Below are 23,017 nucleotides of genomic sequence, written 5' to 3'. Positions count from 1 at the left end.
GACTGATCCGGTGTCTGATTCGCGCTCATCGCCAATGAACCCGCTCCTGGCAGGAGCGGGCTCACGCGCAACGAGCACGACGAGATCCAGCAGTGTAGCCCGTTACCCGCCCCCTGGCGCCAGCATCAGGTTGGGCGCCATCCGCTGGAAGCCCTCCTCGTTCAGACGCATGTCCAGCGCCAGACTGGCCAGATCGTCGGCCAAGGCCTCGGCGACCGCGTCGTTTTCCAGATAGCAGTGCTTGAGGTAGGTGTTGCAGCCCGGACAGCATTCGGCCCGCAACGGCGCCTTGCCCGGCCCGTGGCGGTCATCCTCCAGACTGGTGTAGCGCAAGTCCTTGCTCGACTCGCAGTACACGCACTTGACCCGCACCACATGCCACTCGCAGGCGCACAGCGAACAGACCAGGTAGCGCAGCCCATTGTGCTTGCCGCGGTTGCGCACCAACCCGGCCATGGCCGGCGAGCCGCAGCAGGGGCACTGCGCCAGACTGCCGCCCTGCTTGAGCTCATCACTGGGCAAGGCCCGTCGCCAACTGGCCCAGGCCGCCTGCAATGCCGCCCCGATGAACGGCACCAAGGCCGCCGGCAGCGCATCGTATTGGCCACCGAGCAAGGCGATGCCCCAGCCCTTGCGCTGCACGTCATCGCTGTCGCGCAAGGTCTGCAGCGCATCGGCCAACGCGCCCGGCGCGGGTGCATCGAAGCGGTCGAGCAGCGCCTGCAGCCAGATCAGCCAGGGGCCCTCGCGCACTAGACTGTCGGCCGCCAGCGGTGGCAGACCATGGCTGATGCACAGCCGCTGACGTGCTTCGGCCACCGGCACGTCGGAAGGCGGATCATCCAGTAACTGTTGCTGCACCCGGCACAGCCGGGCGATCAGCCGCAGGTACTCGCCCAGCGCATGGCCCTGCGCCAAATGCTCGAGGCGCAGCGCCCGCAGTTCGAACAGGTTGTCGGCGGGCAGGTGCAGAAACGGCGGCATCACTGCCGACGCTTCGATCTGCCCAGGTTCGAGAATCGTGCTCACGCGCTCATCCTTTCTTTCCACCGTGATTATGTGGCGTCTTGTCGCCGGTCACATCGCGGTACCACAGTTCATGATGCTTGCGTGCCCAGGCGCGGCTGACCCAACCATGCAGCATGGCGCCGATCGAGCCCTTGATCCAGATGCCGGCATAGATGTGCACGATGATGCTCAGCACCAGCACGAACGCCGCCAGGGCATGCATCAAGGTGGCCAGGCGGATCGCGCCGATACCGAAGAACGCGCTGAAGTAGGCGCGCCAGATCACCACACCGCTGACCAGCAGGATCAGCATGCACGCCAGCAAGGTCCAGAACAGCAGCTTCTGCCCGGCGTTGTACTTGCCAATTGGCGGCACGCCTTCTTCCTGGTTGCGCATCACCCGGTCGACGCGGCGCAGCCACAAACGGTCGTTGGCGGTGATGAAGTTGGCGCGCCAGAAGCGCACCACCAGGCCGAGGAAGAACACGAACATCGCCACGCCGAGAAACGGATGCAGGATCCGCGTCCACGGCCCACCGCCGAACAAGTTGCTCAGCCAGAACAACGCCGGATGGAACAGCGCCAGCCCGGACAGCCCGGCCATGAAGAACAGGATCGCGACGATCCAGTGGTTGGTCCGCTCGTTGGCGTTGTAGCGCAGGATAGGCTTGTTGTCGTTCATGGCCGCTGCTCCCCTTCCCCGCCGGGCGTGCCCGGATCATAGACATGCACTGCCGGGTCCACCTGATGCACGCCTGTATCGGCAGGCTCAGGGCGCTCGTCCTCTTCCACCCGCTGTGGACCGACGCGCACATAGTGGAAGAAGCCGGCCAGCACCGCCGCGCCCATCGCCAGCAGCGACAGCGGCTTGCTGATGCCCTTCCACAGCCCCACCAGCGGGCTGATCACCGGCTGATCCGGCAACCCGGCGTACAGCCTCGGCGTGTCGGCATGGTGCAGCACATACATCACATGGGTGCCGCCCACCCCATCCGGGTCGTACAGGCCGGCGTTCTCGTAGCCGCGCGACTTGAGGTCGACGATGCGTTCGTCGGCATGCACCTTCATCTCGTCCTTGCTGCCGAAGACGATCGCCCCGGTCGGGCAGGTCTTCACGCACGCCGGCTCCAGCCCCACGGCCACGCGGTCGGAACACAGGCTGCACTTGTAGGCCTTGTGGTCTTTCTGCGAGATCCGCGGAATGTTGAACGGGCAGCCGGTGATGCAGTAGCCGCAACCGATGCAGTGGTCCTGGTTGAAGTCGACGATGCCGTTGGCATGCTTGATGATCGCACCCGGGCTCGGGCAGGCCTTCAGGCAGCCGGGCTCGGCGCAGTGCATGCAGCCGTCCTTGCGGATCAGCCACTCCAGGTTGCCATCGTCGCGCTCGTGCTCGGTGAAGCGCATCAGGGTCCAGGTGTCGGCGGTCAGGTCCTGCGGGTTGTCGTAGGTGCCGTGGTTGTGGCCGACCTCGTCACGCAGTTCGTTCCATTCCGAGCACGCCACCTGGCAGGCCTTGCAGCCGATGCACTTGGTGGTGTCGATCAGCTTGGCGACTTGCTCTTGCTGACGGACCGAGGACGGAACGGTCGTGGTGGCCGAGCGGGCGATGATATCTTGCTGGGCCATCAGATTTTCTCCACGTTGACGAGGAACGACTTGGACTCCGGCGTCTGGGTATTGCCATCACCGAGGAACGGCACCAGGGTGTTGGTCAGGTAGCCATGCCGGGTCGAACCGGTGAAGCCCCAGTGCAGCGGGATGCCGATCTGGTGCACGGTCTGGTTGTTGACCTGCAGCGGACGGATCCGCTTGGTCACCACCGCCACCGCCTCGATGTGCCCGCGCTTGCACGACACCCGCACCCGATCACCGGCCTTGATGCCCTTCTCGCCCGCTAGCACCTCGCCAATTTCCACGAACTGCTCGGGCTGGATGATGGCGTTGAGCCGAGCGTGCTTGCTCCAGAAGTGGAAGTGCTCGGTCAGCCGGTAGGTGGTCGCCGCGTAAGGGAACTCATCACGTGTGCCGAGGGTTTCCCACACCGAATCGAAGATCCGTCCGGCCGGATTGCTGATGACCTTCTTGTTGTTCGGGTGCAGCGGGTTGATCCCGATCGGCGTTTCGAACGGCTCGTAGTGCTCGGGGAACGGCCCTTCAGCCATCTTGTCGATGGCGAAGAAGCGCGCCACGCCCTCGGGATTCATGATGAACGGGTTCATCCCCGCTTCCGGCGGCGAATCGACCTTGAAGTCCGGCACATCGGTGCCGCCCCACGACTTGCCGTTCCACCACACCAGACGCTTCTTCTGCGCATCCCACGGCTTGCCTTGCGGGTCGCTCGAAGCGCGGTTGTAGAGAATGCGGCGGTTGGCCGGCCAGGCCCAGGCCCAGTTCTGCGCCTGGTGCATGCCGTACGGGTCGCTGTTGTCGCGCCGGGCCATCTGGTTGCCCTGCTCGGTCCAGCAGCCGGCGAAGATCCAGCAGCCGGACGCCGTGCTGCCGTCGTCCTTGAGCTGACCGAACCCGGACAACTGCTGGCCGCCCTTGACCGTCAGGCCGGTAGCGTCGGTCATGTCGGTGACGGCGTAACCGTTCATCTCCTTGGCCAACTCTTCCGGCGAGGGTTCGTCGGGGATCTTGTACGGCCAACTGATGTTGAGCAGCGGGTCTGCGTAGCTGCCGCCTTCGTTCTTGTAGCGCTGGCGCAGGCGCAGGAACAGCTCACTCATGATCTGCACGTCGGTGCGGGTCTCGCCCGGACCATCGGCGCCCTTCCAGTGCCACTGCAGCCAGCGGCTGCTGTTGACCAGCGAGCCGTCTTCCTCGGCGAAGCACGTGGTGGGCAAGCGAATCACTTCGGTCTGGATGCTGGACGTGTCGACATCGTTGTACGGGCCGACATTGCGCCAGAACTCGGACGTTTCGGTGGCCAGCGGGTCCATGACGACCAGCCACTTGAGCTTGCCCAGCGCGGCGGTGACGCGGTTTTTATCCGGCAGCGCGGCGATGGGGTTGAAGCCCTGGCACATGTAGCCGTTGACCTTGCCCTGGCTCATCATCTCGAACATGCGCAGCACGTCGTAGGCGGCCACGTCGAGCTTGGGCAGCCAATCGTAGCCCCAGTTGTTCTGCGCGGTGGCGTTGTCGCCATACCAGGCCTTCATCAGGCTGACGTGGAACTTGCCGTAGTTCTGCCAGTACGACAATTGCCCCGGACGCAGCGGCTTGGAGGCGCGCTTGTCGATGTAGGCGGCGTAATCCTGCTCGGCGTCGCCTGCCAAGGTCAGGTAGCCCGGCAGCGAGTTCGATAGCAGCCCGAGGTCGGTCAGTCCCTGGATGTTGGAGTGCCCGCGCAGGGCGTTGACGCCACCGCCAGGCATGCCGACGTTGCCCAGCAGCAACTGGACCATGGCCGCGCTGCGAATGATCTGCGCGCCTATCGAATGCTGGGTCCAGCCCAGGGCATAGAGGATCGTCATGGTCTTGCCCGGCGCCGAGCACGTGGCGATCTCTTTCCACACCTTCATCATCTGATCGAGGGGCATGCCGCAAGTCATGCTGGCGATTTCCGGCGTGTAGCGGCTGTAGTGCTGCTTCATCAACTGGAACACGCAGCGTGGATGCTGCAGCGTCGGGTCGACCTTGGCGTAGCCGTCCTCGCCCAGCTCGTAACCCCAACCAGACTTGTCGGCATAGATCCGCTTGGCCGCGTCGTAGCCACTGAACAGGCCATCTTCGAAGCCATAGCCTTCTTTGACGATGAACGACACGTCGGTGTAGTTACGCACGTATTCGTGCTGGATCTGATCAGTGCTCAGCAGGTAGTTGATCAGGCCGCCCATGAAGGCGATGTCGCTGCCGGTACGAATCGGCGCGTAGTAGTCCGCCACCGAAGCGGTACGGGTGAAGCGCGGATCGACCACGATCAAGCGCGCCTTGTTGTGCGCCTTGGCCTCGGTGACCCATTTGAATCCGCAGGGATGGGCCTCGGCTGCGTTGCCGCCCATGACCAGCACCAGGTTTGCGTTGGCGATATCGGACCAGTGATTGGTCATCGCGCCACGGCCGTACGTCGGGGCAAGACTTGCCACCGTCGGGCCGTGTCAGACACGCGCCTGGTTATCGAACCCCAGCATGCCGAGAGAACGGATGACCTTATGGGTCAGGTAGCCTGCTTCGCTGGACGCTGCCGACGCCGCGAGGAAGCCGGTGGTCAACCAGCGGTTGACCGTCTGCCCTTGGGCGTTCTTCTCGATGAAGTTGGCATCGCGGTCCTGCTTCATCAGCGCGGCGACGCGATCCAGCGCCTCGTCCCAACTGACCCGCACCCACTCGTTGCTGCCGGGTTTGCGCACTTCGGGGTACTGCAGGCGGCTCGGGCTGTGGATGAAGTCGAGCAGGCCGGCACCTTTGGGGCACAGGGTGCCGCGGTTGACCGGGTGATCGGCATCGCCTTCGATGTGGATGATGTTCTGTTTGACGTTCTTGCCCGCATCGCCCTGGCTGTACAGGATCAGGCCGCAGCCGACCGAGCAGTAGGGACAGGTGTTGCGGGTTTCTTTGGTGTGCGTCAGCTTGAAGTGGCGCACCTGCTCGGCGAACGCGGGCGTCGGGGCCATGCCCAACGCCGCGAGGCTAGAGCCTCCAAGGCCGACAGCGGCGACCTTGAAGAATTGCCGACGGTTGAGATCCATCGTGCACTCCTGATCAGGTTTGGACGCACGGTCATGGCCGGCGCCTCTCGGAAATCACGGCGGCGACGTACAGAGGTCGCCAACGCTAAGACTAGCCGATAACACTGAAAGTGCGGTGACATAGATCAGTTTAAGCTGTAGGCATTTGTAGTAAGACCCGCCGATCGGGTGCTCTATCGACTTATTTCATCAACCGCTTGAGCCGGCGAGTCCAACTGAAATCGGTGGACTGGAGAGCGTCGTCGCCTTCCTTCACCCCATCTCGGTCCACGGCATAGGAAAACAGGCCGCCCTTGTTGCCCTGGCTGGGCTGCCAGAGTGCGTAGTGCCGGGCCGTGCTGGTATCGAAGTCCCGTGTATCGCCCCATTGGGCCCCGCGCTCTTCGTAGAACGAAAAGCCCACCATGAATTTCCGGGGCGCGAGAAAGTCGGCGAACAGTCGGTCGAAGTGTTGCTGCACCTGATCGGTTTTTTGCCCATAGGCCTGGAAAAGCACGTAGTCCAACGCGCTCTCCAGCGAGCGCAGCAAATCCATGTCGCCTATCTCACTGGTGTCGTAGATGAACAGCTTGCCCTCTTGCTTCAGACGCTTGGCCAAAATCAGCGAGACTTCGCGGGCCTTGTTGCGCTGGGCCTCGGACAGGCGCGTTTCGAGATCCACATCCAGCCCATCCAGGCCCTGCACCGACAGGAAACGGCTCTGCAGATGGTCGGCCAATTGCTGGTAGCCCTCGGCCGAATCGGGGAAGTCCGGATTGATCAGCTCATCGATGAACAGGGTGCGCACGACCTTGATGCCTTTGGCGTGCATCGCCGGAATCATTTCCGCTTCCAGCTTTTGCCAGAACTGCGGCGTTTCCTCGCCATTGGGAAAAACGAATGCGATATCGACTTCTTCGGGCAGTTGCAGCATTGAGCAGTGGTTGCCCACTTCACCATTGGCGGTGTCGCGCCAAGAGCGGAAGTAACAGCCCATCAAGGGTTTCGGAGAGTTGGACATGAGCGGCTCCATTGATACAAAAGGTGCCGCGATTCAAGCGTCTGTCGCCAGACGCCGGAATCCTGAACGCTTTCCATGATGCCTGCGGGCAAGCCTATGACGACTCGAACATGAGCGCCCCTAGCGCAGCAAATTGTTCTTCGCCAGATTCACCAACTCCTTGGCCCGACCATCCATGACCGCACGCAGCATGAACAGGCCGAAGCCTTTCACGTTCTCGGCGGTGATTTCGGGCGGCATGATCAACTCTTGCCGTTCGCTCACCACATCCACCAACACTGGCCCATCGTGGGCGAAGGCCTCGCGCAGCGCCGCTTCGAGTTCCTGCGGTTGCTCCACTCGAATGCCCTTGATGCCCATGCTTTGAGCGAACGTGGCGAAGTTGGGGTTCTTGAGCTCGCAGCCAGTATCCAACAGGCCGCTGGCTTTCATCTCCATTTCCACGAAGCCCAAGGTGCCGTTGTTCAGCACGATCACCTTGACCGGCAGATTGGCCTGACTCAGGGTGAGGAAATCGCCCATCATCATGCTGAAACCTCCATCACCCGACATCGACACCACTTGCCGCCCCGGACAGCTCGCCTGGGCGCCGATGGCCTGCAGCATGGCATTGGCCATCGAGCCATGGTTGAACGAGCCAATCAGCCGGCGCTGACCATTCATCTTCAGGTAACGCGCCGCCCAGGCGGTGGGCGTACCGACATCACAGGTGAAGATGGCGTCCTCGTCGGCCAACTCGCTCACCAGTCGATTGAGGTATTGCGGGTGGATGATCGCGCTGTTGGGGCTGCTTTCGGCCAGTCCGTCAAGGCTCTTGCGGGCGTCGCGATAGTCGGCCAAGGCCTTGTCCAGGTGAGCGGTGTCGGTGCGCTCCGGCAGAAGCGGCAGCAGTTGCTCGAGCGTGTGCTTGATGTCGCCGATCAGGCCAATCTCCAGCGCGCAGCGATTGCCCAGCGCCTCGGGCTTCAAATCGATTTGGGCAATACGTGCTTTCTCGGGGAAGAATTGCCGGTAAGGGAAGTTGCTACCCAGCATCAGCAGCGTGTCGCAATCCTTCATGGCATTGAAACCCGACGCGAAGCCGATGAGCCCCGTCATGCCGACGTCGTAGGGATTGTCATACTCCAGGTGCTCCTTGCCCCGCAGCGCATGCACGATGGGTGCCTTCAACTGCCTGGCCAGGGCGACCACTTCAGTGTGGGCGCCGGCGCAGCCTGCCCCGCACAGCAGCGTGATGCGTTTGCCGGCGCTCAGGAACTGCGCCAGCTCATCGAGTTTGGCAGGTTCAGGCACCACCACCGGCGGTGTAGGCGTCAACCACCGGCCGACCTTGGCATCGAGCGGGGCCAGTGCCACGTCGCCGGGAATCACCACCACCGCCACCCCGCGCCGGCTGACCGCCACACGCATGGCGCGCTCGAGAATCTGCGGCAACTGCTCGGGCCGCGACACCAGTTCGACGTAGTGACTGCACTCTTTGAACAGCGATTCGGGGTGAGTGGCCTGGAAGTAGTCGATGCCGATCTCGCTGCTGGGGATGTGCGCGGCGATCGCCAGCACCGGCACACCGCTGCGATGGCAATCGAACAGGCCATTGATCAGGTGCAGGTTGCCCGGTCCACAGCTCCCGGCGCACACCGCCAGCTCGCCAGTGAGATGGGCCTCGCCGCCGGCGGCGAAGGCACCGGCTTCTTCGTTGCGCATGTGAATCCAGTCCAGTCCACCCAGGCGGCGCATGGAGTCGGTGAACCCGTTCAATGAATCGCCGACAACCCCGTAAACACGTTTGACGCCGGCTTGTTTGAGGGTGTTGACCATGAAATCAGCAGCGGTGGCCATGGGAGGGTCCTTGAATGACGGTGAGTTCAAGGTCTGAGTCCAGGCAAAACGCGCGTGTTCCAACGCGATCATTAAGAAAAAGCTAAGCGGCCCAAGGATCAGTCGTCACATTCGGTGGAATGGATATTGGCGGGCAGAAAAAAAGCGAAGCCAGGTTTCTGGCTTCGCTTTGGGTGTTTACCGCGTCGAGGACGGTTTCTCAGAACGGAATATCGTCATCGAAGCTGTCGAAGTCAGCGGCGGGCTGGGGGGCCTGCTGCTGTGGCGCGGGACGCTGCTGTGCCTGCTGCGGACGCGGCGCCTGCTGACGTGGTGGGGCTTGGTTGTATTGCTGCTGACCACCGCCCTGGTTGTAGTTGTTGCCACCACCCTGGTTGTACTGATCGCCGCCTTGCTGGTTCTGCGGACGACCGCCGAGCAGCTGCATGGTGCCCTGCATGTCGACGATGATTTCGGTGGTGTAACGCTTGATGCCGTCCTTTTCCCACTCACGGGTCTGCAGCTTGCCTTCGATGTAGCACTGCGAACCCTTGCGCAGGTACTCGCCAGCGATCTCGGCCACTTTGCCGAACAGCGAGACGCGGTGCCACTCGGTGCGTTCGACCTTCTGTCCCGACTGCTTGTCGGTCCACTGTTCGCTGGTGGCCAGGCTCAGGTTGGTCACGGCGTTACCGTTGGGCAGGTAGCGGACTTCGGGATCCTGGCCGCAGGTACCGACCAGAATGACTTTGTTAACCCCACGGGCCATAACGTTCTCCTAGGCTTCGCACGCCGTCGGGGCTGGGTTCACCAGACGCTCGAGGGTCGCACGGTCCAAAATTTTCGTATCCAGTTTGATATAGATGGCGGCTTCTTCTGCCACCACCACGGCGTCGGTCACACCCGTCACGGCCATCAGACGTTCGGCCAGTCCGGCTTCCCGAACCGCCTCCGGCGTCAGCGGCATACGCAGGCTGGTGACATAAGGCGGTTCGTTCATGCCCAAGGCAGATACCAGCCAGATACCACACAGTACAGCACATCCGAGGAACACCGTGCCCAGGCCTCCGTGCTGGAACAACCAGCCACCGATGATGCCTCCCAGCGCCGCGCCGAGGAACTGGCTCGTGGAATAGACTCCCATGGCCGTCCCCTTGCCGCCAGCGGGCGACACCTTGCTGACCAGCGAAGGCAAGGATGCCTCCAACAGGTTGAAGGCCGTGAAGAATATCACGGTGCCGGTCACCAATGCCCGCAGGTCGTCAGCCCAGCGCCAGAAGAACACCTCGGTGAGCAGCAGCACGGTGACTGCACCCACCAACACGCGCTTCATCTTGCGCTTCTTTTCGCCGTAGATGATGAAGGGCACCATTGCAAAAAATGAGATCAGCAATGCGGTCAGGTATACCCACCAGTGCTGTTCCTTGGGTAACCCGGCGCGCTCTACGAAGGCCAGTGGCAGGGCCACGAAGCTGGCCATGAGGATCGCGTGCAGCACGAAAATGCTCAGGTCCAGGCGTAGAAGGTCCGGATTGCGCAGGGTCGGACCGAGGGCCTGACGTGCCACGCCCGATTCTCGATGCTGCAACACGCTGTGCGTGCTGGGCACGACGAAGGCGATCAAGGCGATACCCACTACCGCCAGTCCTGCGGTAGCGAGGAACAATCCTGACAAACCGAAGGCACTTGTCAGCAACGGGCCAACCACCATGGCAACGGCGAACGACACGCCGATGCTCATGCCGATCATGGCCATGGCCTTGGTGCGGTGTTGCTCGCGGGTCAGGTCGGAAAGCAGGGCCATGACGGCTGCGGAAATGGCACCCGCCCCCTGCAGAATACGGCCGGCGATCACGCCCCAGATCGAATCGGCCTGCGCCGCCAGTACGCTGCCCAGGGCGAACACCACCAGTCCCAGATAGATCACCGGGCGTCGGCCAATCCGGTCGGAAATCATCCCGAACGGAATCTGCAGGACCGCCTGGGTCAAGCCATAGGCACCGATGGCCAGGCCGATCAGCGCGGGTGTGGCGCCGGCCAGGTCCATGCCGTAGGTGGCCAGCACGGGCAAGACCATGAACATACCCAGCATACGAAAGGCAAAGACCAGGGCAAGGCCGCCTGCGGCGCGGGTTTCGCTGCCGCTCATGCGTTCTTGATGGATGTCGTGCATGGATGAACCTCGTCTGAACCGGCGGCGATTCTATCAGTCCCACGACCAGACGGCATCTGCGCGACGCTTTGCCGCGTAGTGGCAGCGCGCCGTATACTTCTTCGTTTACGCCCGCCGAGCGAGGCTGCTTTGGACACGATCCTGATCCGTGGGGCACGCACCCACAACCTGAAGAACATCGACCTGACCCTGCCACGGGACAAACTGATCGTCATCACCGGTCTGTCCGGTTCCGGCAAGTCTTCCCTGGCCTTCGACACCCTCTACGCCGAGGGCCAACGTCGCTACGTGGAGTCGCTGTCGGCCTATGCCCGACAGTTCCTGTCGATGATGGAAAAGCCCGACGTCGACACCATCGAAGGCTTGTCGCCGGCGATTTCCATCGAGCAGAAGTCCACGTCGCACAACCCGCGCTCGACCGTGGGCACCATCACCGAAATCTACGACTACCTGCGCCTGCTGTACGCGCGCGTGGGCACACCGCGCTGCCCGGATCACGACATTCCGCTGGAGGCGCAGACCGTCAGCCAGATGGTCGACCTGGTGCTGGAACAACCCGAGGGCAGCAAGCTGATGCTGCTGGCACCGGTGGTGCGCGAGCGCAAGGGCGAGCACTTGGCAGTGTTCGACGAGATGCGCGCCCAAGGCTTCGTCCGCGCCCGGGTCAACGGCAAGCTCTACGAGCTGGATGAACTGCCTAAGCTCGACAAGCAGAAAAAGCACAGCATCGACGTGGTGGTCGACCGCTTCAAGGTCCGCGAAGACCTGCAGCAGCGTCTGGCCGAGTCGTTCGAGACGGCCTTGAAACTGGCCGACGGCATCGCCCTGGTGGCGCCGATGGACGACGACAGCGGTGAAGACATGATCTTCTCGGCGCGCTTCGCCTGCCCCGTGTGCGGCCATGCGATCAGCGAGCTGGAACCCAAGTTGTTTTCCTTCAACAACCCGGCCGGTGCCTGTCCGACCTGCGACGGCCTGGGGGTCAAGCAGTTCTTCGACACCAAGCGCCTGGTCAACGCCGAGCTGACCCTGGCCGAAGGCGCGATCCGCGGCTGGGACCGGCGCAATGTGTATTACTTCCAGATGCTCGGCTCATTGGCCGCGCACTATGGCTTCAGTCTCGACCAGCCTTTCGGTGAACTGGCGGCCGAGCACCAGAAGGTCATCCTGCAGGGCAGTGGCAAGCACAGCGTCGACTTCAAGTACCTCAACGACCGCGGCGACATCGTTAAACGCTCGCACCCCTTCGAGGGCATCGTGCCGAATCTGGAGCGGCGCTACCGCGAAACCGAGTCGGCCACCGTGCGCGAGGAACTGGCCAAGTTCCTCGGCACCCAGCCCTGTCCAGACTGCCGCGGCACTCGCTTGCGCCGCGAGGCACGGCATGTCTGGGTCGGTGAGAAGACGCTGCCGGCGGTCACCAACCTGCCGATCGGCGATGCCAGCGAATACTTCGCTGCGCTAACCCTGACCGGCCGACGTGGCGAGATCGCGGCGAAGATCTTGAAGGAAATCTGCGAGCGGCTGCAGTTTCTGGTCAACGTGGGCCTGGACTATCTCACCCTCGACCGCAGCGCCGAAACGCTCTCCGGGGGCGAAGCGCAGCGCATCCGCCTGGCCAGCCAGATCGGTGCGGGCCTGGTGGGGGTCATGTACATCCTCGACGAGCCATCGATCGGCCTGCACCAGCGTGACAACGATCGCCTGCTGGCCACCCTCAACCACCTGCGCGACCTGGGCAACACGGTGATCGTCGTAGAGCACGACGAGGACGCCATTCGCCTGGCCGACTATGTCGTGGACATTGGCCCAGGCGCTGGTGTGCATGGCGGGCAGATCGTCGCCGAAGGTACGCCGGACGAGGTCATGGCCCATCCAGACTCGGTGACCGGCATGTATCTGTCCGGTCGCAAGAAGATCGTCGTTCCAGCCAAACGCACACCCCGCAACAAGAAGCTGCAACTCAAGCTGAAAGGTGCGCGCGGCAACAACCTGCAGAATGTCGATCTGGAAGTCCCCATTGGCTTGCTGACGTGCGTCACCGGGGTTTCGGGGTCAGGGAAATCGACACTGATCAACAACACCCTGTTCCCCCTGGCCGCCACCGCCCTGAACGGTGCCAGCAGCCTGGAGCCGGCCGCCCACAGCAGCATTGACGGCCTGCAGCACCTGGACAAAGTGGTCGACATCGACCAGAGCCCAATCGGTCGTACCCCACGCTCCAACCCGGCGACTTACACCGGCATTTTCACGCCGATTCGCGAGCTCTTCGCGGGCGTGCCAGAGTCACGCTCACGCGGCTACGGTCCGGGACGGTTTTCTTTCAACGTCAAGGGCGGACGCTGCGAGGCGTGCCAGGGCGATGGCCTGATCAAAGTGGAAATGCACTTCCTGCCAGATATCTACGTGCCGTGCGATGTGTGCAAGAGCAAGCGATACAACCGCGAAACGCTGGAGGTCAAGTACAAGGGCAAGAACATCCACGAAGTGCTGGAAATGACCATCGAGGACGCCCGCGAGTTCTTCGATGCGGTTCCGGCACTGGCGCGCAAACTGCAGACGCTGATGGATGTGGGTTTGTCTTATATCAAGCTGGGACAATCGGCGACGACGTTGTCGGGCGGTGAAGCGCAGCGAGTGAAACTGTCGCGCGAGCTGTCCAAGCGCGATACGGGCAAGACCCTGTACATCCTTGACGAGCCCACTACAGGCTTGCACTTTGCCGATATCCAGCAACTCTTGGACGTCCTTCACCGTTTGCGCGACCACGGCAATACCGTGGTGGTGATCGAACACAACCTGGATGTGATCAAAACCGCAGACTGGCTGGTAGACCTGGGTCCAGAAGGGGGCTCACGCGGCGGGCAAATCATCGCCTGCGGCACACCGGAAGAGCTCAGCAAGATGAAGCAATCCTACACCGGGCACTATCTGAAACCGCTATTGGAACGGGACCGGGCATAACGCATAAGGCCGCGCCTATAAAACAGTGCAGATCCGATGATCTGCACAGTCTTGTAAGTGCGGCCTCATGTGTCGAGAGGACTAAACAGCCCTCCTGGTGTCACATCTGCGATTGCAGGTAGTTCTGCAGCCCGATGGATTTGATCAACCCCTGCTGCTTTTCCAGCCAGTACGTGTGATCTTCCTCGGTATCAGCCAACTGCGCGCGCAGGATGTCACGGCTGATGTAATCCTTGTGCGACTCGCACAACTCGATGCCCTTGCACAGGGCAGCACGCACTTTGTACTCCAGGCGCAAGTCGGCGGCGATCATTTCAGGCACCGTCGTGCCGATATCGAGGTCGTCCGGCCGCATGCGCGGCGTGCCTTCGAGCATGAGGATACGACGCATCAGAGCATCGGCGTGCTGCGCCTCTTCTTCCATCTCATGATTGATACGCTCGTAGAGCTTCGAGAGCCCCCAGTCTTCGTACATGCGCGAGTGGATGAAGTACTGATCGCGTGCCGCGAGTTCGCCCGTGAGCAACGTGTTGAGGTAATCGATGACGTCCGGGTGACCTTGCATCGCCCTGATACTCCTGAATAACGCTTGATAGGCTCATAGTGTGAACCATGATTTTCCCAAGGTCACTCGATACCGCGCAATTTATGCGAAAAAACTCGACAAACAGTAGTGATTTTCATTGAAAAACCGCCCAAATGCGGGCGGTTCTCCTTATCACTTCGACTCAGAACAGATTGATGCCCAGCGCTTTGGCAATCCCGCCACCATAAGCCGGATCGGCTTTATGGAAGTGCTGCAACTGGCGTCGAACCACTTCTTCCGTCACACCCGCCATAGTGCCTGCGATGTTGTCGATCAACAGCGCTTGTTGCTCAGGACTCATCAACCGGAACAGTGCACCGGCATGGCTGTAGTAGTCGTCGTCCTCACGATGATCGTGACGATCGGCTGCGCCATTGAGCGCCAAGGCGGGTTCCGCCTGGCGCGGGGACTGCTTGGGCGCGTCGGCGAAGCTGTTTGGCTCGTAGTTAGGAGCACTGCCATAGCTACCCATGCTCATGGCACCGTCGCGCTGATAGCTGTTTACCGCGCAGCGCGGCGCATTCACCGGCAAGTGTTGGTGATTGGTACCGACGCGGTAACGATGGGCGTCAGCGTAAGCGAACACGCGACCCTGCAGCATACGATCGGGCGACAAGCCCACGCCCGGCACCATGTTGCTCGGCCCGAATGCAGCCTGCTCGACTTCGGCGAAGTAGTTGAGCGGATTGCGGTTGAGCTCAAGCACGCCAACTTCGATCAGTGGATATTCTTTCTGCGACCAGGTCTTGGTGACGTCGAACGGGTTTTCGGCTCGGTTGGCAGCCTCCTCCTCGCTCATGACCTGAATGCATACTGTCCAACGCGGATAGTTGCCCTGCTCGATGGCCTCGAACAAGTCACGCTGGGCGTAGTCAGGGTCAGTACCTGCGATACGCGCAGCATCGGCCGGCGTCAGGTTCTTGATGCCCTGCTGCGTCTTGAAGTGCCATTTGACCCAGGTGCCCTGTCCCTCGGCGTTTATCAGGCTGTAGGTGTGGCTGCCGAAGCCGTGCATGTGGCGGTAGCCATCCGGAATGCCACGATCAGAGAACAGTATGGTGACCTGGTGCAGCGCCTCAGGCGAATGCGACCAGAAGTCCCACATCATTTGCGCACTTTTCAGGTTGGTCTGAGGGTTGCGCTTCTGCGTGTGGATGAAGTCGGGGAACTTGAGTGGATCGCGAATGAAGAACACGGGCGTGTTGTTACCCACGATGTCCCAGTTGCCCTCTTCGGTATAGAACTTGACGGCGAAGCCACGTGGATCGCGTTCGGTGTCGGCAGAGCCGCGCTCTCCACCTACGGTAGAGAACCGCAGGAAGGTTTCGGTCTGCTTGCCGATGCCATCGAAAAGCCGAGCATTGGTGTACTCAGTGATATCGCGAGTCACGGTGAAGGTGCCATAGGCGCCCGAGCCCTTTGCGTGCACACGGCGCTCAGGGATGTTTTCGCGGTTGAAATGGGCAAGCTTTTCGATCAGGTGGAAATCGTCGAGCAGCAATGGACCGCGCGGACCCGCGGAGCGGGAATTCTGGTTGTCGGCAACGGGCGCACCGCTGGCGGTGGTGAGGATCTTGCTCATGGGCTCTCCTTATCAGACGCAAATGTTGGCTTGATCGGCTTGGGGAGCAGTATCGCGAGCACAGATAAAAAGATCTAATGCATTGATGTTTTATGTTCGATAGATTTTTACAATTTATTCGAACACAAAAAACCGGGCACTAGGCCCGGTTCTTTGTAGCAGACGGAACGTCTTACTCGGCAGCTTCTACAGCACCACCGACTGGACGATCAACCAGCTCGACGTACGCCATAGGCGCGTTGTCGCCAGCGCGGAAACCGCACTTCAGGATGCGCAGGTAGCCGCCCTGACGAGTGGCGTAGCGCTTGCCCAGATCGTTGAACAGTTTGCCAACAGCAGACTTCGAACGGGTACGGTCGAAGGCCAGACGACGATTGGCAACGCTGTCTTCCTTGGCCAGGGTGATCAGCGGCTCGGCAACGCGGCGCAGTTCCTTGGCTTTCGGCAGGGTGGTTTTGATCAGCTCGTGCTCGATCAACGACACTGCCATGTTCTGGAACATAGCCTTGCGGTGAGAGCTGGTACGGCTCAGGTGACGTCCACTTTTACGATGACGCATGATTCATTCCTTACCAAACACTACGTTCGGTGATTACGACGATCAGGCAGTCGCCTTGTCGTCTTTCTTAAGACTTGCAGGCGGCCAGTTGTCGAGGCGCATGCCGAGAGACAGACCACGAGAGGCCAGGACGTCCTTGATTTCGGTCAGGGACTTCTTGCCCAGGTTAGGAGTCTTCAACAGCTCTACTTCGGTACGCTGAATCAGGTCGCCGATGTAGTAGATGTTCTCCGCCTTGAGGCAGTTGGCCGAACGTACAGTCAGTTCCAGGTCGTCAACCGGGCGCAGCAGGATCGGATCGATCTCGTCTTCCTGCTCGACCACGACCGGCTCGCTGTCACCTTTGAGGTCGACGAACGCGGCCAGCTGCTGTTGCAGGATGGTCGCGGCCCGACGGATGGCCTCTTCAGGATCCAGGGTGCCGTTGGTTTCCAGATCGATGACCAGCTTGTCCAGGTTTGTACGCTGTTCAACACGGGCGTTCTCGACCACGTAGGCGATACGACGCACCGGGCTGAACGAAGCGTCCAGCTGAAGACGGCCAATGCTGCGGCTTTCGTCTTCGTCGGTTTGACGGGAGTCGGCCGGCTCGTAACCACGACCACGAGCTACGGTGAGCTTCATGTTCAGGGCGCCGTTGGACGCCAGGTTCGCGATTACGTGATCGGGGTTGACGATCTCGACATCGTGATCCAGCTGAATATCGGCAGCGGTAACCACCCCCGAACCCTTTTTCGACAAGGTCAGCGTAACTTCGTCACGACCGTGCAGCTTGATAGCCAGACCTTTGAGGTTCAACAGGATTTCAATGACGTCTTCCTGTACACCTTCGATCGCGGAGTACTCATGGAGTACGCCATCGATCTCGGCCTCGACTACTGCACAGCCAGGCATGGAGGACAACAGGATGCGGCGCAGCGCGTTGCCCAGGGTATGGCCGAAACCACGCTCGAGAGGCTCGAGCGTGATCTTGGCGCGGGTTGGACTGACCACCTGAACGTCGATGTGACGGGGCGTCAGGAACTCATTTACCGAAATCTGCATGGATGCACCTATTTTCTAGCCCTTACTTGGAGTAGAGCTCGACAATCAGGTTTTCGTTGATGTCGGCGGACAGGTCGCTGCGAGCAGGAACGTTCTTGAAAACGCCCGACTTTTTAGCGGAATCAACGTCTACCCACTCAACGCGGCCACGCTGAGAGCACAGTTCAAGGGCCTGAACAATGCGCAGCTGGTTCAGCGACTTCTCGCGAACTGCGACCACGTCACCCGGACGAACTTGGTAGGATGGAATGTTTACAGTCTTACCGTTGACGCTGATCGCTTTGTGCGAAACCAGCTGACGGGACTCGGAACGAGTCGAGCCGAAGCCCATACGGTAGACGACGTTATCCAGACGGCACTCGAGCAGTTGCAGCAGGTTCTCACCGGTTGCGCCTTTTTTCGAGGCAGCAGCTTGGTAGTAACCGCGGAACTGACGCTCCAGAACACCGTAGATACGACGGACTTTTTGTTTCTCGCGCAGCTGGGTACCGTAGTCGGACTGACGGCCACGGCGCTGGCCGTGGATACCTGGGGCTGCTTCGATGTTGCACTTCGATTCCAGAGCGCGAACGCCGCTCTTCAGGAACAGGTCGGTGCCTTCACGACGAGACAGTTTGCATTTTGGACCAATGTAACGTGCCATTCTTCTGTCTCCTGATTACACGCGACGCTTCTTCGGCGGACGGCACCCGTTATGCGGGATAGGCGTCACGTCGGTGATGCTGGCGATCTTGTAGCCGCAGCTGTTCAATGCACGAACGGCGGACTCACGACCTGGACCTGGACCCTTGACGTTCACGTCGAGGTTCTTCAGACCGTATTCCAGCGCAGCTTGACCAGCACGCTCAGCAGCGATCTGAGCTGCGAACGGGGTGGATTTGCGCGAACCACGGAAACCCGAACCACCGGAAGTCGCCCAGGACAATGCGTTGCCCTGACGATCGGTGATGGTCACGATGGTGTTGTTGAAAGAAGCGTGGATGTGGGCGATGCCATCAACCACTGTCTTTTTGACTTTCTTACGAGGACGAGCAGCAGGTTTTGCCATGTCTATATTCCTGGGCGATTACTTGCGGATCGGCTTACGCGGGCCCTTACGGGTGCGTGCGTTGGTCTTGGTGCGCTGACCGCGAACCGGCAGACCTTTACGATGGCGCAGGCCGCGGTAGCAACCCAGGTCCATCAAGCGCTTGATCTTCATGTTGATGTCACGACGCAGGTCACCTTCGGTGGTGAACTTCGCAACTTCGCCACGCAGGGTTTCGATTTGCTCGTCGCTCAGATCCTTGATCTTAGCGGCTGGATTTACACCAGCATCTGCACAGATTTTCTGTGCAGTAGTGCGACCGACACCATAGATGTAGGTCAGCGAGATAACAGTATGCTTGTTATCTGGAATGTTGACGCCTGCAATACGGGCCATTCAGTGGGACTCCAATTGACAGCTACCTACGCCCCGGAAGCCAAGAAATAGGGCGCGAGATAATATCGCTGTAGAAACGAATAATCAACCCAGCAGCGCACTAGCTGCTGGGTTTGAAGCGCAGATCACACTCAGCCTTGGCGCTGCTTGTGACGCGGTTCCGCGCTGCAGATCACGCGCACGATACCTTCGCGACGAATGATCTTGCAGTTGCGGCACAGCTTTTTCACCGATGCACGAACTTTCATTACCGACTCCTCGAACCTTAGGGGGTCTATCAGCGCAGCAGACCGCTGCCACCGTAGCCTTTCAGGTTGGCTTTCTTCATCAGGGATTCGTACTGGTGCGAAACGAGGTGCGATTGTACTTGGGACATGAAGTCCATCACAACCACCACCACAATCAGCAACGAGGTCCCGCCAAGGTAGAACGGCACGTTTGCAGCCACCACCAGGAACTGGGGCAGAAGGCAGACGGCCATCATGTAAAGAGCACCGAACATGGTCAGACGAGTCAGAACGCCATCAATGTAGCGCGCCGACTGCTCACCAGGACGGATACCCGGAATAAAGGCACCGGACTTCTTCAGGTTTTCCGCTACGTCTTTCGGGTTGAACATCAACGCTGTATAGAAGAAGCAGAAGAAAATGATCCCTGCACTAAACAGCAGAATGTTCAACGGCTGACCAGGAGCGATCGACTGCGAGATGTCCTGCAGCCAGCCCATACCTTCAGACTGACCGAACCAGGCACCCAACGAAGCCGGGAACAGCAGGATGCTGCTGGCAAAAATGGCGGGAATGACGCCCGCCATGTTTACCTTCAACGGCAAGTGGCTGGTCTGCGCAGCGAAAACCTTGCGGCCCTGCTGACGCTTGGCGTAGTGAACGGCGATACGACGCTGACCACGCTCGATGAACACCACGAAACCGATGATCGCTACTGCAAGCAAACCGATAGCGACCAGGGCGAAAATATTGATATCGCCTGTGCGCGCAGACTCGAAAGACTGCCCGATTGCTCTCGGAAGACCGGCAACGATACCTGCGAAGATCAACATCGAGATACCGTTGCCTACACCGCGCTCGGTGATCTGCTCGCCGAGCCACATCATGAACATTGCGCCGGCCACAAAGGTGGAGACGGCAACGACATGGAAGCCCAGGCCTACAGAAAACGCCACGCCCTGGTTGGCCAGGCCAATGGACATGCCAATGGCTTGAACCAGCGCCAGGATAACGGTGCCGTAGCGGGTGTACTGGCTGATCTTGCGACGGCCAGCTTCACCTTCCTTCTTCAACTGCTCCAGTTGTGGGCTGACCGCGGTCATGAGCTGCATGATGATCGATGCCGAAATGTACGGCATGATCCCCAATGCGAAAATACTCATGCGCTCCAGCGCACCACCGGAAAACATGTTGAACAAGCTAAGAATGGTCCCCTCATTCTGCCGAAACAGATCCGCCAGACGGTCTGGATTGATGCCAGGCACCGGGATGTGCGCGCCGATCCGGTAGACGATGATCGCCATGAACAGAAAGCGCAGACGAGCCCAGAGTTCCGACATCCCGCCCTTACCGAGCGAAGAGAGAGCACCTTGCTTAGCCATTTATTCCTCGAACTTGCCGCCAGCTGCTTCGATAGCCGCACGCGCACCTTTGGTGGCTGCGATGCCCTTGATGGTGACAGCGCGAGTGACTTCGCCCGACAGCATGATTTTCACACGCTGAACGTTCTGGCCAATCACGTTGGCGTCCTTCAGGGACTGTACGGTAACCACGTCACCTTCCACCTTGGCCAGCTCGGACAGACGCACTTCGGCGCGGTCCATTGCCTTCAGGGAGACGAAGCCGAACTTCGGCAGACGACGGTGCAGCGGTTGTTGACCGCCTTCGAAGCCCGGAGCGATGGTGCCACCGGAACGGGAGGTCTGACCTTTGTGGCCGCGGCCACCAGTCTTGCCCAAACCGCTACCGATACCACGACCCGGACGATGCTTCTCGCGACGGGAACCCGGCGCTGGACTCAGATCATTGAGTTTCATCGATTAACCCTCGACGCGCAGCATGTAGTAAGCCTTGTTGATCATCCCGCGATTCTCGGGAGTATCCTGGACTTCTACAGTGTGACCGATGCGACGCAGACCCAGGCCTTTAACGCACAGAATGTGGTTAGGCAGACGGCCAGCGGTGCTCTTGATCAGCGTTACTTTTACGGTTGCCATGATCAGAAGATCTCCTCGACGCTCTTGCCGCGCTTGGCAGCAATGGATTCAGGAGATTGCATGGCTTTCAGACCCTTGAAGGTGGCGTAGACCACGTTCACTGGGTTGGTCGAACCGTAGCACTTGGCCAGAACGTTCTGGACGCCAGCAACTTCCAGGACAGCACGCATTGCGCCGCCGGCGATGATACCGGTACCTTCCGAAGCAGGCTGCATGTAAACCTTCGAGGCGCCGTGGGCAGCCTTGGTGGCGTACTGCAGGGTGGTGCCCTTCAGGTCAACCTGGATCATGTTGCGACGTGCAGCTTCCATGGCTTTCTGAATCGCAGCAGGTACTTCGCGCGACTTGCCACGGCCGAAGCCGACGCGACCTTTACCATCACCTACCACGGTCAACGCGGTGAAGGTGAAGATACGGCCGCCTTTGACGGTTTTAGCAACGCGGTTAACTTGAACCAGCTTCTCGATGTAGCCTTCGTCGCGCTTTTGATCGTTATTTGCCATAACTTAGAACTCCAGCCCGCCTTCACGAGCAGCATCGGCCAGCGCTTTGACGCGGCCATGGTACTTGAAGCCGGAACGGTCAAAGGCAACTTGAGATACACCGGCGGCTTTCGCACGCTCAGCAACCAGCTTGCCAACCTTAGTGGCCGCGTCGATGTTGCCGGTGGCGCCATCACGCAGGTCTTTGTCCAAGGTCGAGGCGCTTGCCAGAACCTTGCTGCCGTCGGCCGAAATGACTTGGGCATAGATGTGCTGCGAGGAGCGGAACACGCACAGACGCACGGCTTCGAGCTCGTGCATTTTCAGGCGTGCTTTGCGAGCGCGACGCAGTCGAGTAACTTTTTTGTCGGTCATTTGCTAGGCCCTACTTCTTCTTGGCTTCTTTACGACGGACTACTTCGTCCGCGTAACGCACACCCTTGCCTTTGTAAGGCTCTGGCGGACGGAAGTCGCGGATTTCAGCGGCCACCTGACCCACCAGCTGCTTGTCGATACCCTTGATCAGGATATCGGTCTGGCTTGGGGTTTCTGCGGTGATACCGGCTGGCAGTTCGTAGTCCACTGGATGCGAGAAGCCCAGAGCCAGGTTCAGGACAGTGCCCTTGGCCTGTGCCTTGTAACCAACACCGACCAGCTGGAGCTTGCGCTCGAAGCCTTGGCTTACGCCCTGGACCATGTTGTTCACCAGAGCACGGGTGGTACCGGCCATGGCGCGAGCTTGCTGGTCACCGTTGCGAGCGACGAAGCGCAGTTCGCCGGACTCTTCGGTAACTTCAACAGACGAGTGAACGTTCAGTTCGAGAGTGCCCTTGGCACCCTTCACCGAAAGCTGCTGGCCGGCGAATTTGACTTCGACACCGGCGGGCAGCTTAACGGGGTTCTTAGCAACGCGAGACATGCCTATCTCCCCTTAGAACACTGTGCACAGAACTTCGCCACCGACACCGGCAGCGCGCGCAGCGCGATCAGTCATCACACCTTTGTTGGTGGAGACGATAGACACGCCCAGACCGCCACGTACTTTCGGCAGATCGGTGACGGACTTGTACTGGCGCAGGCCTGGACGGCTGGAGCGCTTCAGTTCCTCGATGACCGGACGGCCTTCGAAGTACTTCAGTTCGATCGACAGGGAAGGCTTGGCCTCACCAGTTACCTGGTAGCCGGCGATGTAACCTTCATCTTTCAGAACTTTGGCAACCGCGACCTTCAGGGTGGAGGAAGGCATGCTTACGACGGACTTTTCAGCCATCTGGGCATTACGGATGCGAGTTAGCATGTCCGCTAACGGGTCCTGCATACTCATGGGCTAGATGCTCCTGATACAAGAATTATTAGCCTTGCGGCTATCACAACCACCTAAGCAGGCAGGGCAAAATACCCAGGCCCAGGTGAGCCGGTCATTCTAGACACAAGACAGAAACGAAACAAGCCCCATG

At 60.3% G+C, this 23,017-nt stretch carries 24 protein-coding genes; 1 reads left to right on the top strand and 23 read right to left on the bottom strand.

The genetic code is table 11. From position 1 onward, the window contains the following. Positions 1-102 precede the first annotated feature (102 nt). From fdhE to Q6A47_RS18980, 8 genes are all read right to left on the bottom strand, one after another. Entirely contained in the window at positions 103-1,029 is a 927-nt protein-coding gene (gene fdhE / locus Q6A47_RS19015) for a formate dehydrogenase accessory protein FdhE (protein WP_304485068.1), read from the bottom strand. Between the two features lie 4 nt (positions 1,030-1,033). Continuing rightward, entirely contained in the window at positions 1,034-1,690 is a 657-nt protein-coding gene (locus tag Q6A47_RS19010; RefSeq protein WP_029614560.1) for a formate dehydrogenase subunit gamma, read from the bottom strand. After that, on the bottom strand, positions 1,687-2,637 hold the full coding sequence (fdxH, locus tag Q6A47_RS19005) for a formate dehydrogenase subunit beta (RefSeq protein ID WP_304485067.1): 951 nt from the start codon (positions 2,635-2,637) through the stop codon (positions 1,687-1,689). The genes Q6A47_RS19010 and fdxH overlap by 4 nt, the downstream gene beginning before the upstream one ends. Then, a complete protein-coding gene (gene fdnG, locus Q6A47_RS19000) occupies positions 2,637-5,705 on the bottom strand; it encodes a formate dehydrogenase-N subunit alpha (RefSeq protein WP_304485066.1) in 3,069 nt (1,022 codons plus the stop codon). Before fdnG ends, fdxH begins: the two co-directional genes overlap by 1 nt. A gap of 181 nt (positions 5,706-5,886) precedes the next feature. Further along, positions 5,887-6,705, bottom strand: coding sequence for an EndoS/ChiA family endoglycosidase (locus Q6A47_RS18995; RefSeq protein WP_304485065.1), 819 nt, complete (start codon positions 6,703-6,705; stop codon positions 5,887-5,889). A gap of 120 nt (positions 6,706-6,825) precedes the next feature. After that, positions 6,826-8,544: a ubiquinone-dependent pyruvate dehydrogenase gene (gene poxB, locus Q6A47_RS18990; protein WP_304485064.1), complete on the bottom strand. Its 1,719-nt coding sequence runs from the start codon at positions 8,542-8,544 to the stop codon at positions 6,826-6,828. 199 nt (positions 8,545-8,743) lie between these two features. Beyond that, on the bottom strand, positions 8,744-9,292 hold the full coding sequence (locus Q6A47_RS18985) for a single-stranded DNA-binding protein (protein WP_029614564.1): 549 nt from the start codon (positions 9,290-9,292) through the stop codon (positions 8,744-8,746). A 9-nt stretch (positions 9,293-9,301) separates the two neighbouring features. After that, positions 9,302-10,696 (bottom strand): MFS transporter, encoded by a 1,395-nt coding sequence (locus tag Q6A47_RS18980; RefSeq protein WP_039580798.1) that lies wholly within the window; start codon positions 10,694-10,696, stop codon positions 9,302-9,304. Between the two features lie 129 nt (positions 10,697-10,825). Between Q6A47_RS18980 and uvrA the strand changes: the two genes are divergently transcribed. Beyond that, positions 10,826-13,660 (top strand): excinuclease ABC subunit UvrA, encoded by a 2,835-nt coding sequence (gene uvrA / locus Q6A47_RS18975; protein ID WP_029614566.1) that lies wholly within the window; start codon positions 10,826-10,828, stop codon positions 13,658-13,660. A gap of 100 nt (positions 13,661-13,760) precedes the next feature. Here the strand turns inward: uvrA and bfr are convergent, their stop codons facing one another. The 15 genes from bfr to rpsH all read right to left on the bottom strand — a co-directional run bounded on the left by bfr (position 13,761) and on the right by rpsH (position 22,884). Continuing rightward, complete coding sequence (gene bfr / locus Q6A47_RS18970; protein WP_039580802.1) at positions 13,761-14,225, bottom strand: bacterioferritin; 465 nt, start codon at positions 14,223-14,225, stop codon at positions 13,761-13,763. A 163-nt stretch (positions 14,226-14,388) separates the two neighbouring features. Beyond that, positions 14,389-15,828 (bottom strand): catalase, encoded by a 1,440-nt coding sequence (locus tag Q6A47_RS18965; protein ID WP_304485063.1) that lies wholly within the window; start codon positions 15,826-15,828, stop codon positions 14,389-14,391. A 172-nt stretch (positions 15,829-16,000) separates the two neighbouring features. Beyond that, the gene (rplQ, locus tag Q6A47_RS18960; RefSeq protein ID WP_003255451.1) at positions 16,001-16,387 is read right to left on the bottom strand and encodes a 50S ribosomal protein L17; all 387 of its coding nucleotides are present in this window, start codon (positions 16,385-16,387) and stop codon (positions 16,001-16,003) included. 42 nt (positions 16,388-16,429) lie between these two features. Then, positions 16,430-17,431, bottom strand: a complete 1,002-nt coding sequence (locus Q6A47_RS18955; RefSeq protein WP_003255452.1) for a DNA-directed RNA polymerase subunit alpha — start codon at positions 17,429-17,431, stop codon at positions 16,430-16,432. 22 nt (positions 17,432-17,453) lie between these two features. Then, on the bottom strand, positions 17,454-18,074 hold the full coding sequence (gene rpsD, locus Q6A47_RS18950) for a 30S ribosomal protein S4 (RefSeq protein ID WP_029614568.1): 621 nt from the start codon (positions 18,072-18,074) through the stop codon (positions 17,454-17,456). Positions 18,075-18,089: 15 nt separating this feature from the next. Then, the gene (rpsK, locus tag Q6A47_RS18945) at positions 18,090-18,479 is read right to left on the bottom strand and encodes a 30S ribosomal protein S11 (protein WP_003255454.1); all 390 of its coding nucleotides are present in this window, start codon (positions 18,477-18,479) and stop codon (positions 18,090-18,092) included. An 18-nt stretch (positions 18,480-18,497) separates the two neighbouring features. Beyond that, the gene (rpsM, locus tag Q6A47_RS18940) at positions 18,498-18,854 is read right to left on the bottom strand and encodes a 30S ribosomal protein S13 (RefSeq protein WP_003255457.1); all 357 of its coding nucleotides are present in this window, start codon (positions 18,852-18,854) and stop codon (positions 18,498-18,500) included. A 131-nt stretch (positions 18,855-18,985) separates the two neighbouring features. Beyond that, positions 18,986-19,102, bottom strand: coding sequence for a 50S ribosomal protein L36 (gene rpmJ / locus Q6A47_RS18935; protein ID WP_011531897.1), 117 nt, complete (start codon positions 19,100-19,102; stop codon positions 18,986-18,988). Positions 19,103-19,131: 29 nt separating this feature from the next. Continuing rightward, positions 19,132-20,463: a preprotein translocase subunit SecY gene (secY, locus tag Q6A47_RS18930; protein WP_003257108.1), complete on the bottom strand. Its 1,332-nt coding sequence runs from the start codon at positions 20,461-20,463 to the stop codon at positions 19,132-19,134. Beyond that, complete coding sequence (gene rplO / locus Q6A47_RS18925) at positions 20,464-20,898, bottom strand: 50S ribosomal protein L15 (protein WP_039580851.1); 435 nt, start codon at positions 20,896-20,898, stop codon at positions 20,464-20,466. It lies immediately after the preceding gene. Positions 20,899-20,901: 3 nt separating this feature from the next. Further along, positions 20,902-21,078 (bottom strand): 50S ribosomal protein L30, encoded by a 177-nt coding sequence (gene rpmD / locus Q6A47_RS18920; RefSeq protein WP_029614570.1) that lies wholly within the window; start codon positions 21,076-21,078, stop codon positions 20,902-20,904. 2 nt (positions 21,079-21,080) lie between these two features. Next, positions 21,081-21,581, bottom strand: a complete 501-nt coding sequence (gene rpsE, locus Q6A47_RS18915) for a 30S ribosomal protein S5 (protein WP_003255465.1) — start codon at positions 21,579-21,581, stop codon at positions 21,081-21,083. Positions 21,582-21,584: 3 nt separating this feature from the next. After that, positions 21,585-21,935 carry a 50S ribosomal protein L18 gene (rplR, locus tag Q6A47_RS18910; RefSeq protein WP_029614571.1) on the bottom strand — a complete coding sequence of 117 codons (351 nt, stop codon included), beginning with the start codon at positions 21,933-21,935 and terminating at the stop codon, positions 21,585-21,587. Positions 21,936-21,945: 10 nt separating this feature from the next. Further along, positions 21,946-22,479 carry a 50S ribosomal protein L6 gene (gene rplF / locus Q6A47_RS18905; protein ID WP_009681972.1) on the bottom strand — a complete coding sequence of 178 codons (534 nt, stop codon included), beginning with the start codon at positions 22,477-22,479 and terminating at the stop codon, positions 21,946-21,948. A 12-nt stretch (positions 22,480-22,491) separates the two neighbouring features. Continuing rightward, positions 22,492-22,884 (bottom strand): 30S ribosomal protein S8, encoded by a 393-nt coding sequence (gene rpsH / locus Q6A47_RS18900; protein WP_008089805.1) that lies wholly within the window; start codon positions 22,882-22,884, stop codon positions 22,492-22,494. Between the last annotated feature and the right edge of the window lie 133 nt (positions 22,885-23,017).

The organism is Pseudomonas boreofloridensis (assembly GCF_030580795.1).
Classification (GTDB): domain Bacteria; phylum Pseudomonadota; class Gammaproteobacteria; order Pseudomonadales; family Pseudomonadaceae; genus Aquipseudomonas; species Aquipseudomonas boreofloridensis.
This window is presented reverse-complemented; position numbering and strand designations above follow the sequence as displayed.

Excerpts from the sequence above, each read along its gene's own strand:
- rpsD (WP_029614568.1), bottom strand. The coding sequence starts at position 18,074 with ATGGCACGTTACATTGGTCCAAAATGCAAACTGTCTCGTCGTGAAGGC.
- rpmD (WP_029614570.1), bottom strand. The coding sequence starts at position 21,078 with ATGGCAACCGTAAAAGTAACGCTGATCAAGAGCACCGCTGGCCGTCTG.
- rpsM (WP_003255457.1), bottom strand. The coding sequence starts at position 18,854 with ATGGCCCGTATTGCAGGCGTCAACATTCCAGATAACAAGCATACTGTT.
- rplQ (WP_003255451.1), bottom strand. The coding sequence starts at position 16,387 with ATGCGTCATCGTAAAAGTGGACGTCACCTGAGCCGTACCAGCTCTCAC.
- Q6A47_RS18995 (WP_304485065.1), bottom strand. The coding sequence starts at position 6,705 with ATGTCCAACTCTCCGAAACCCTTGATGGGCTGTTACTTCCGCTCTTGG.
- poxB (WP_304485064.1), bottom strand. The coding sequence starts at position 8,544 with ATGGCCACCGCTGCTGATTTCATGGTCAACACCCTCAAACAAGCCGGC.
- rplO (WP_039580851.1), bottom strand. The coding sequence starts at position 20,898 with ATGAAACTCAATGATCTGAGTCCAGCGCCGGGTTCCCGTCGCGAGAAG.
- rpsE (WP_003255465.1), bottom strand. The coding sequence starts at position 21,581 with ATGGCAAATAACGATCAAAAGCGCGACGAAGGCTACATCGAGAAGCTG.
- Q6A47_RS18955 (WP_003255452.1), bottom strand. The coding sequence starts at position 17,431 with ATGCAGATTTCGGTAAATGAGTTCCTGACGCCCCGTCACATCGACGTT.
- rplR (WP_029614571.1), bottom strand. The coding sequence starts at position 21,935 with ATGACCGACAAAAAAGTTACTCGACTGCGTCGCGCTCGCAAAGCACGC.
- rplF (WP_009681972.1), bottom strand. The coding sequence starts at position 22,479 with ATGTCTCGCGTTGCTAAGAACCCCGTTAAGCTGCCCGCCGGTGTCGAA.
- rpmJ (WP_011531897.1), bottom strand. The coding sequence starts at position 19,102 with ATGAAAGTTCGTGCATCGGTGAAAAAGCTGTGCCGCAACTGCAAGATC.
- Q6A47_RS19010 (WP_029614560.1), bottom strand. The coding sequence starts at position 1,690 with ATGAACGACAACAAGCCTATCCTGCGCTACAACGCCAACGAGCGGACC.
- bfr (WP_039580802.1), bottom strand. The coding sequence starts at position 14,225 with ATGCAAGGTCACCCGGACGTCATCGATTACCTCAACACGTTGCTCACG.
- rpsK (WP_003255454.1), bottom strand. The coding sequence starts at position 18,479 with ATGGCAAAACCTGCTGCTCGTCCTCGTAAGAAAGTCAAAAAGACAGTG.
- secY (WP_003257108.1), bottom strand. The coding sequence starts at position 20,463 with ATGGCTAAGCAAGGTGCTCTCTCTTCGCTCGGTAAGGGCGGGATGTCG.
- Q6A47_RS18965 (WP_304485063.1), bottom strand. The coding sequence starts at position 15,828 with ATGAGCAAGATCCTCACCACCGCCAGCGGTGCGCCCGTTGCCGACAAC.
- Q6A47_RS18985 (WP_029614564.1), bottom strand. The coding sequence starts at position 9,292 with ATGGCCCGTGGGGTTAACAAAGTCATTCTGGTCGGTACCTGCGGCCAG.
- Q6A47_RS18980 (WP_039580798.1), bottom strand. The coding sequence starts at position 10,696 with ATGCACGACATCCATCAAGAACGCATGAGCGGCAGCGAAACCCGCGCC.
- rpsH (WP_008089805.1), bottom strand. The coding sequence starts at position 22,884 with ATGAGTATGCAGGACCCGTTAGCGGACATGCTAACTCGCATCCGTAAT.
- fdxH (WP_304485067.1), bottom strand. The coding sequence starts at position 2,637 with ATGGCCCAGCAAGATATCATCGCCCGCTCGGCCACCACGACCGTTCCG.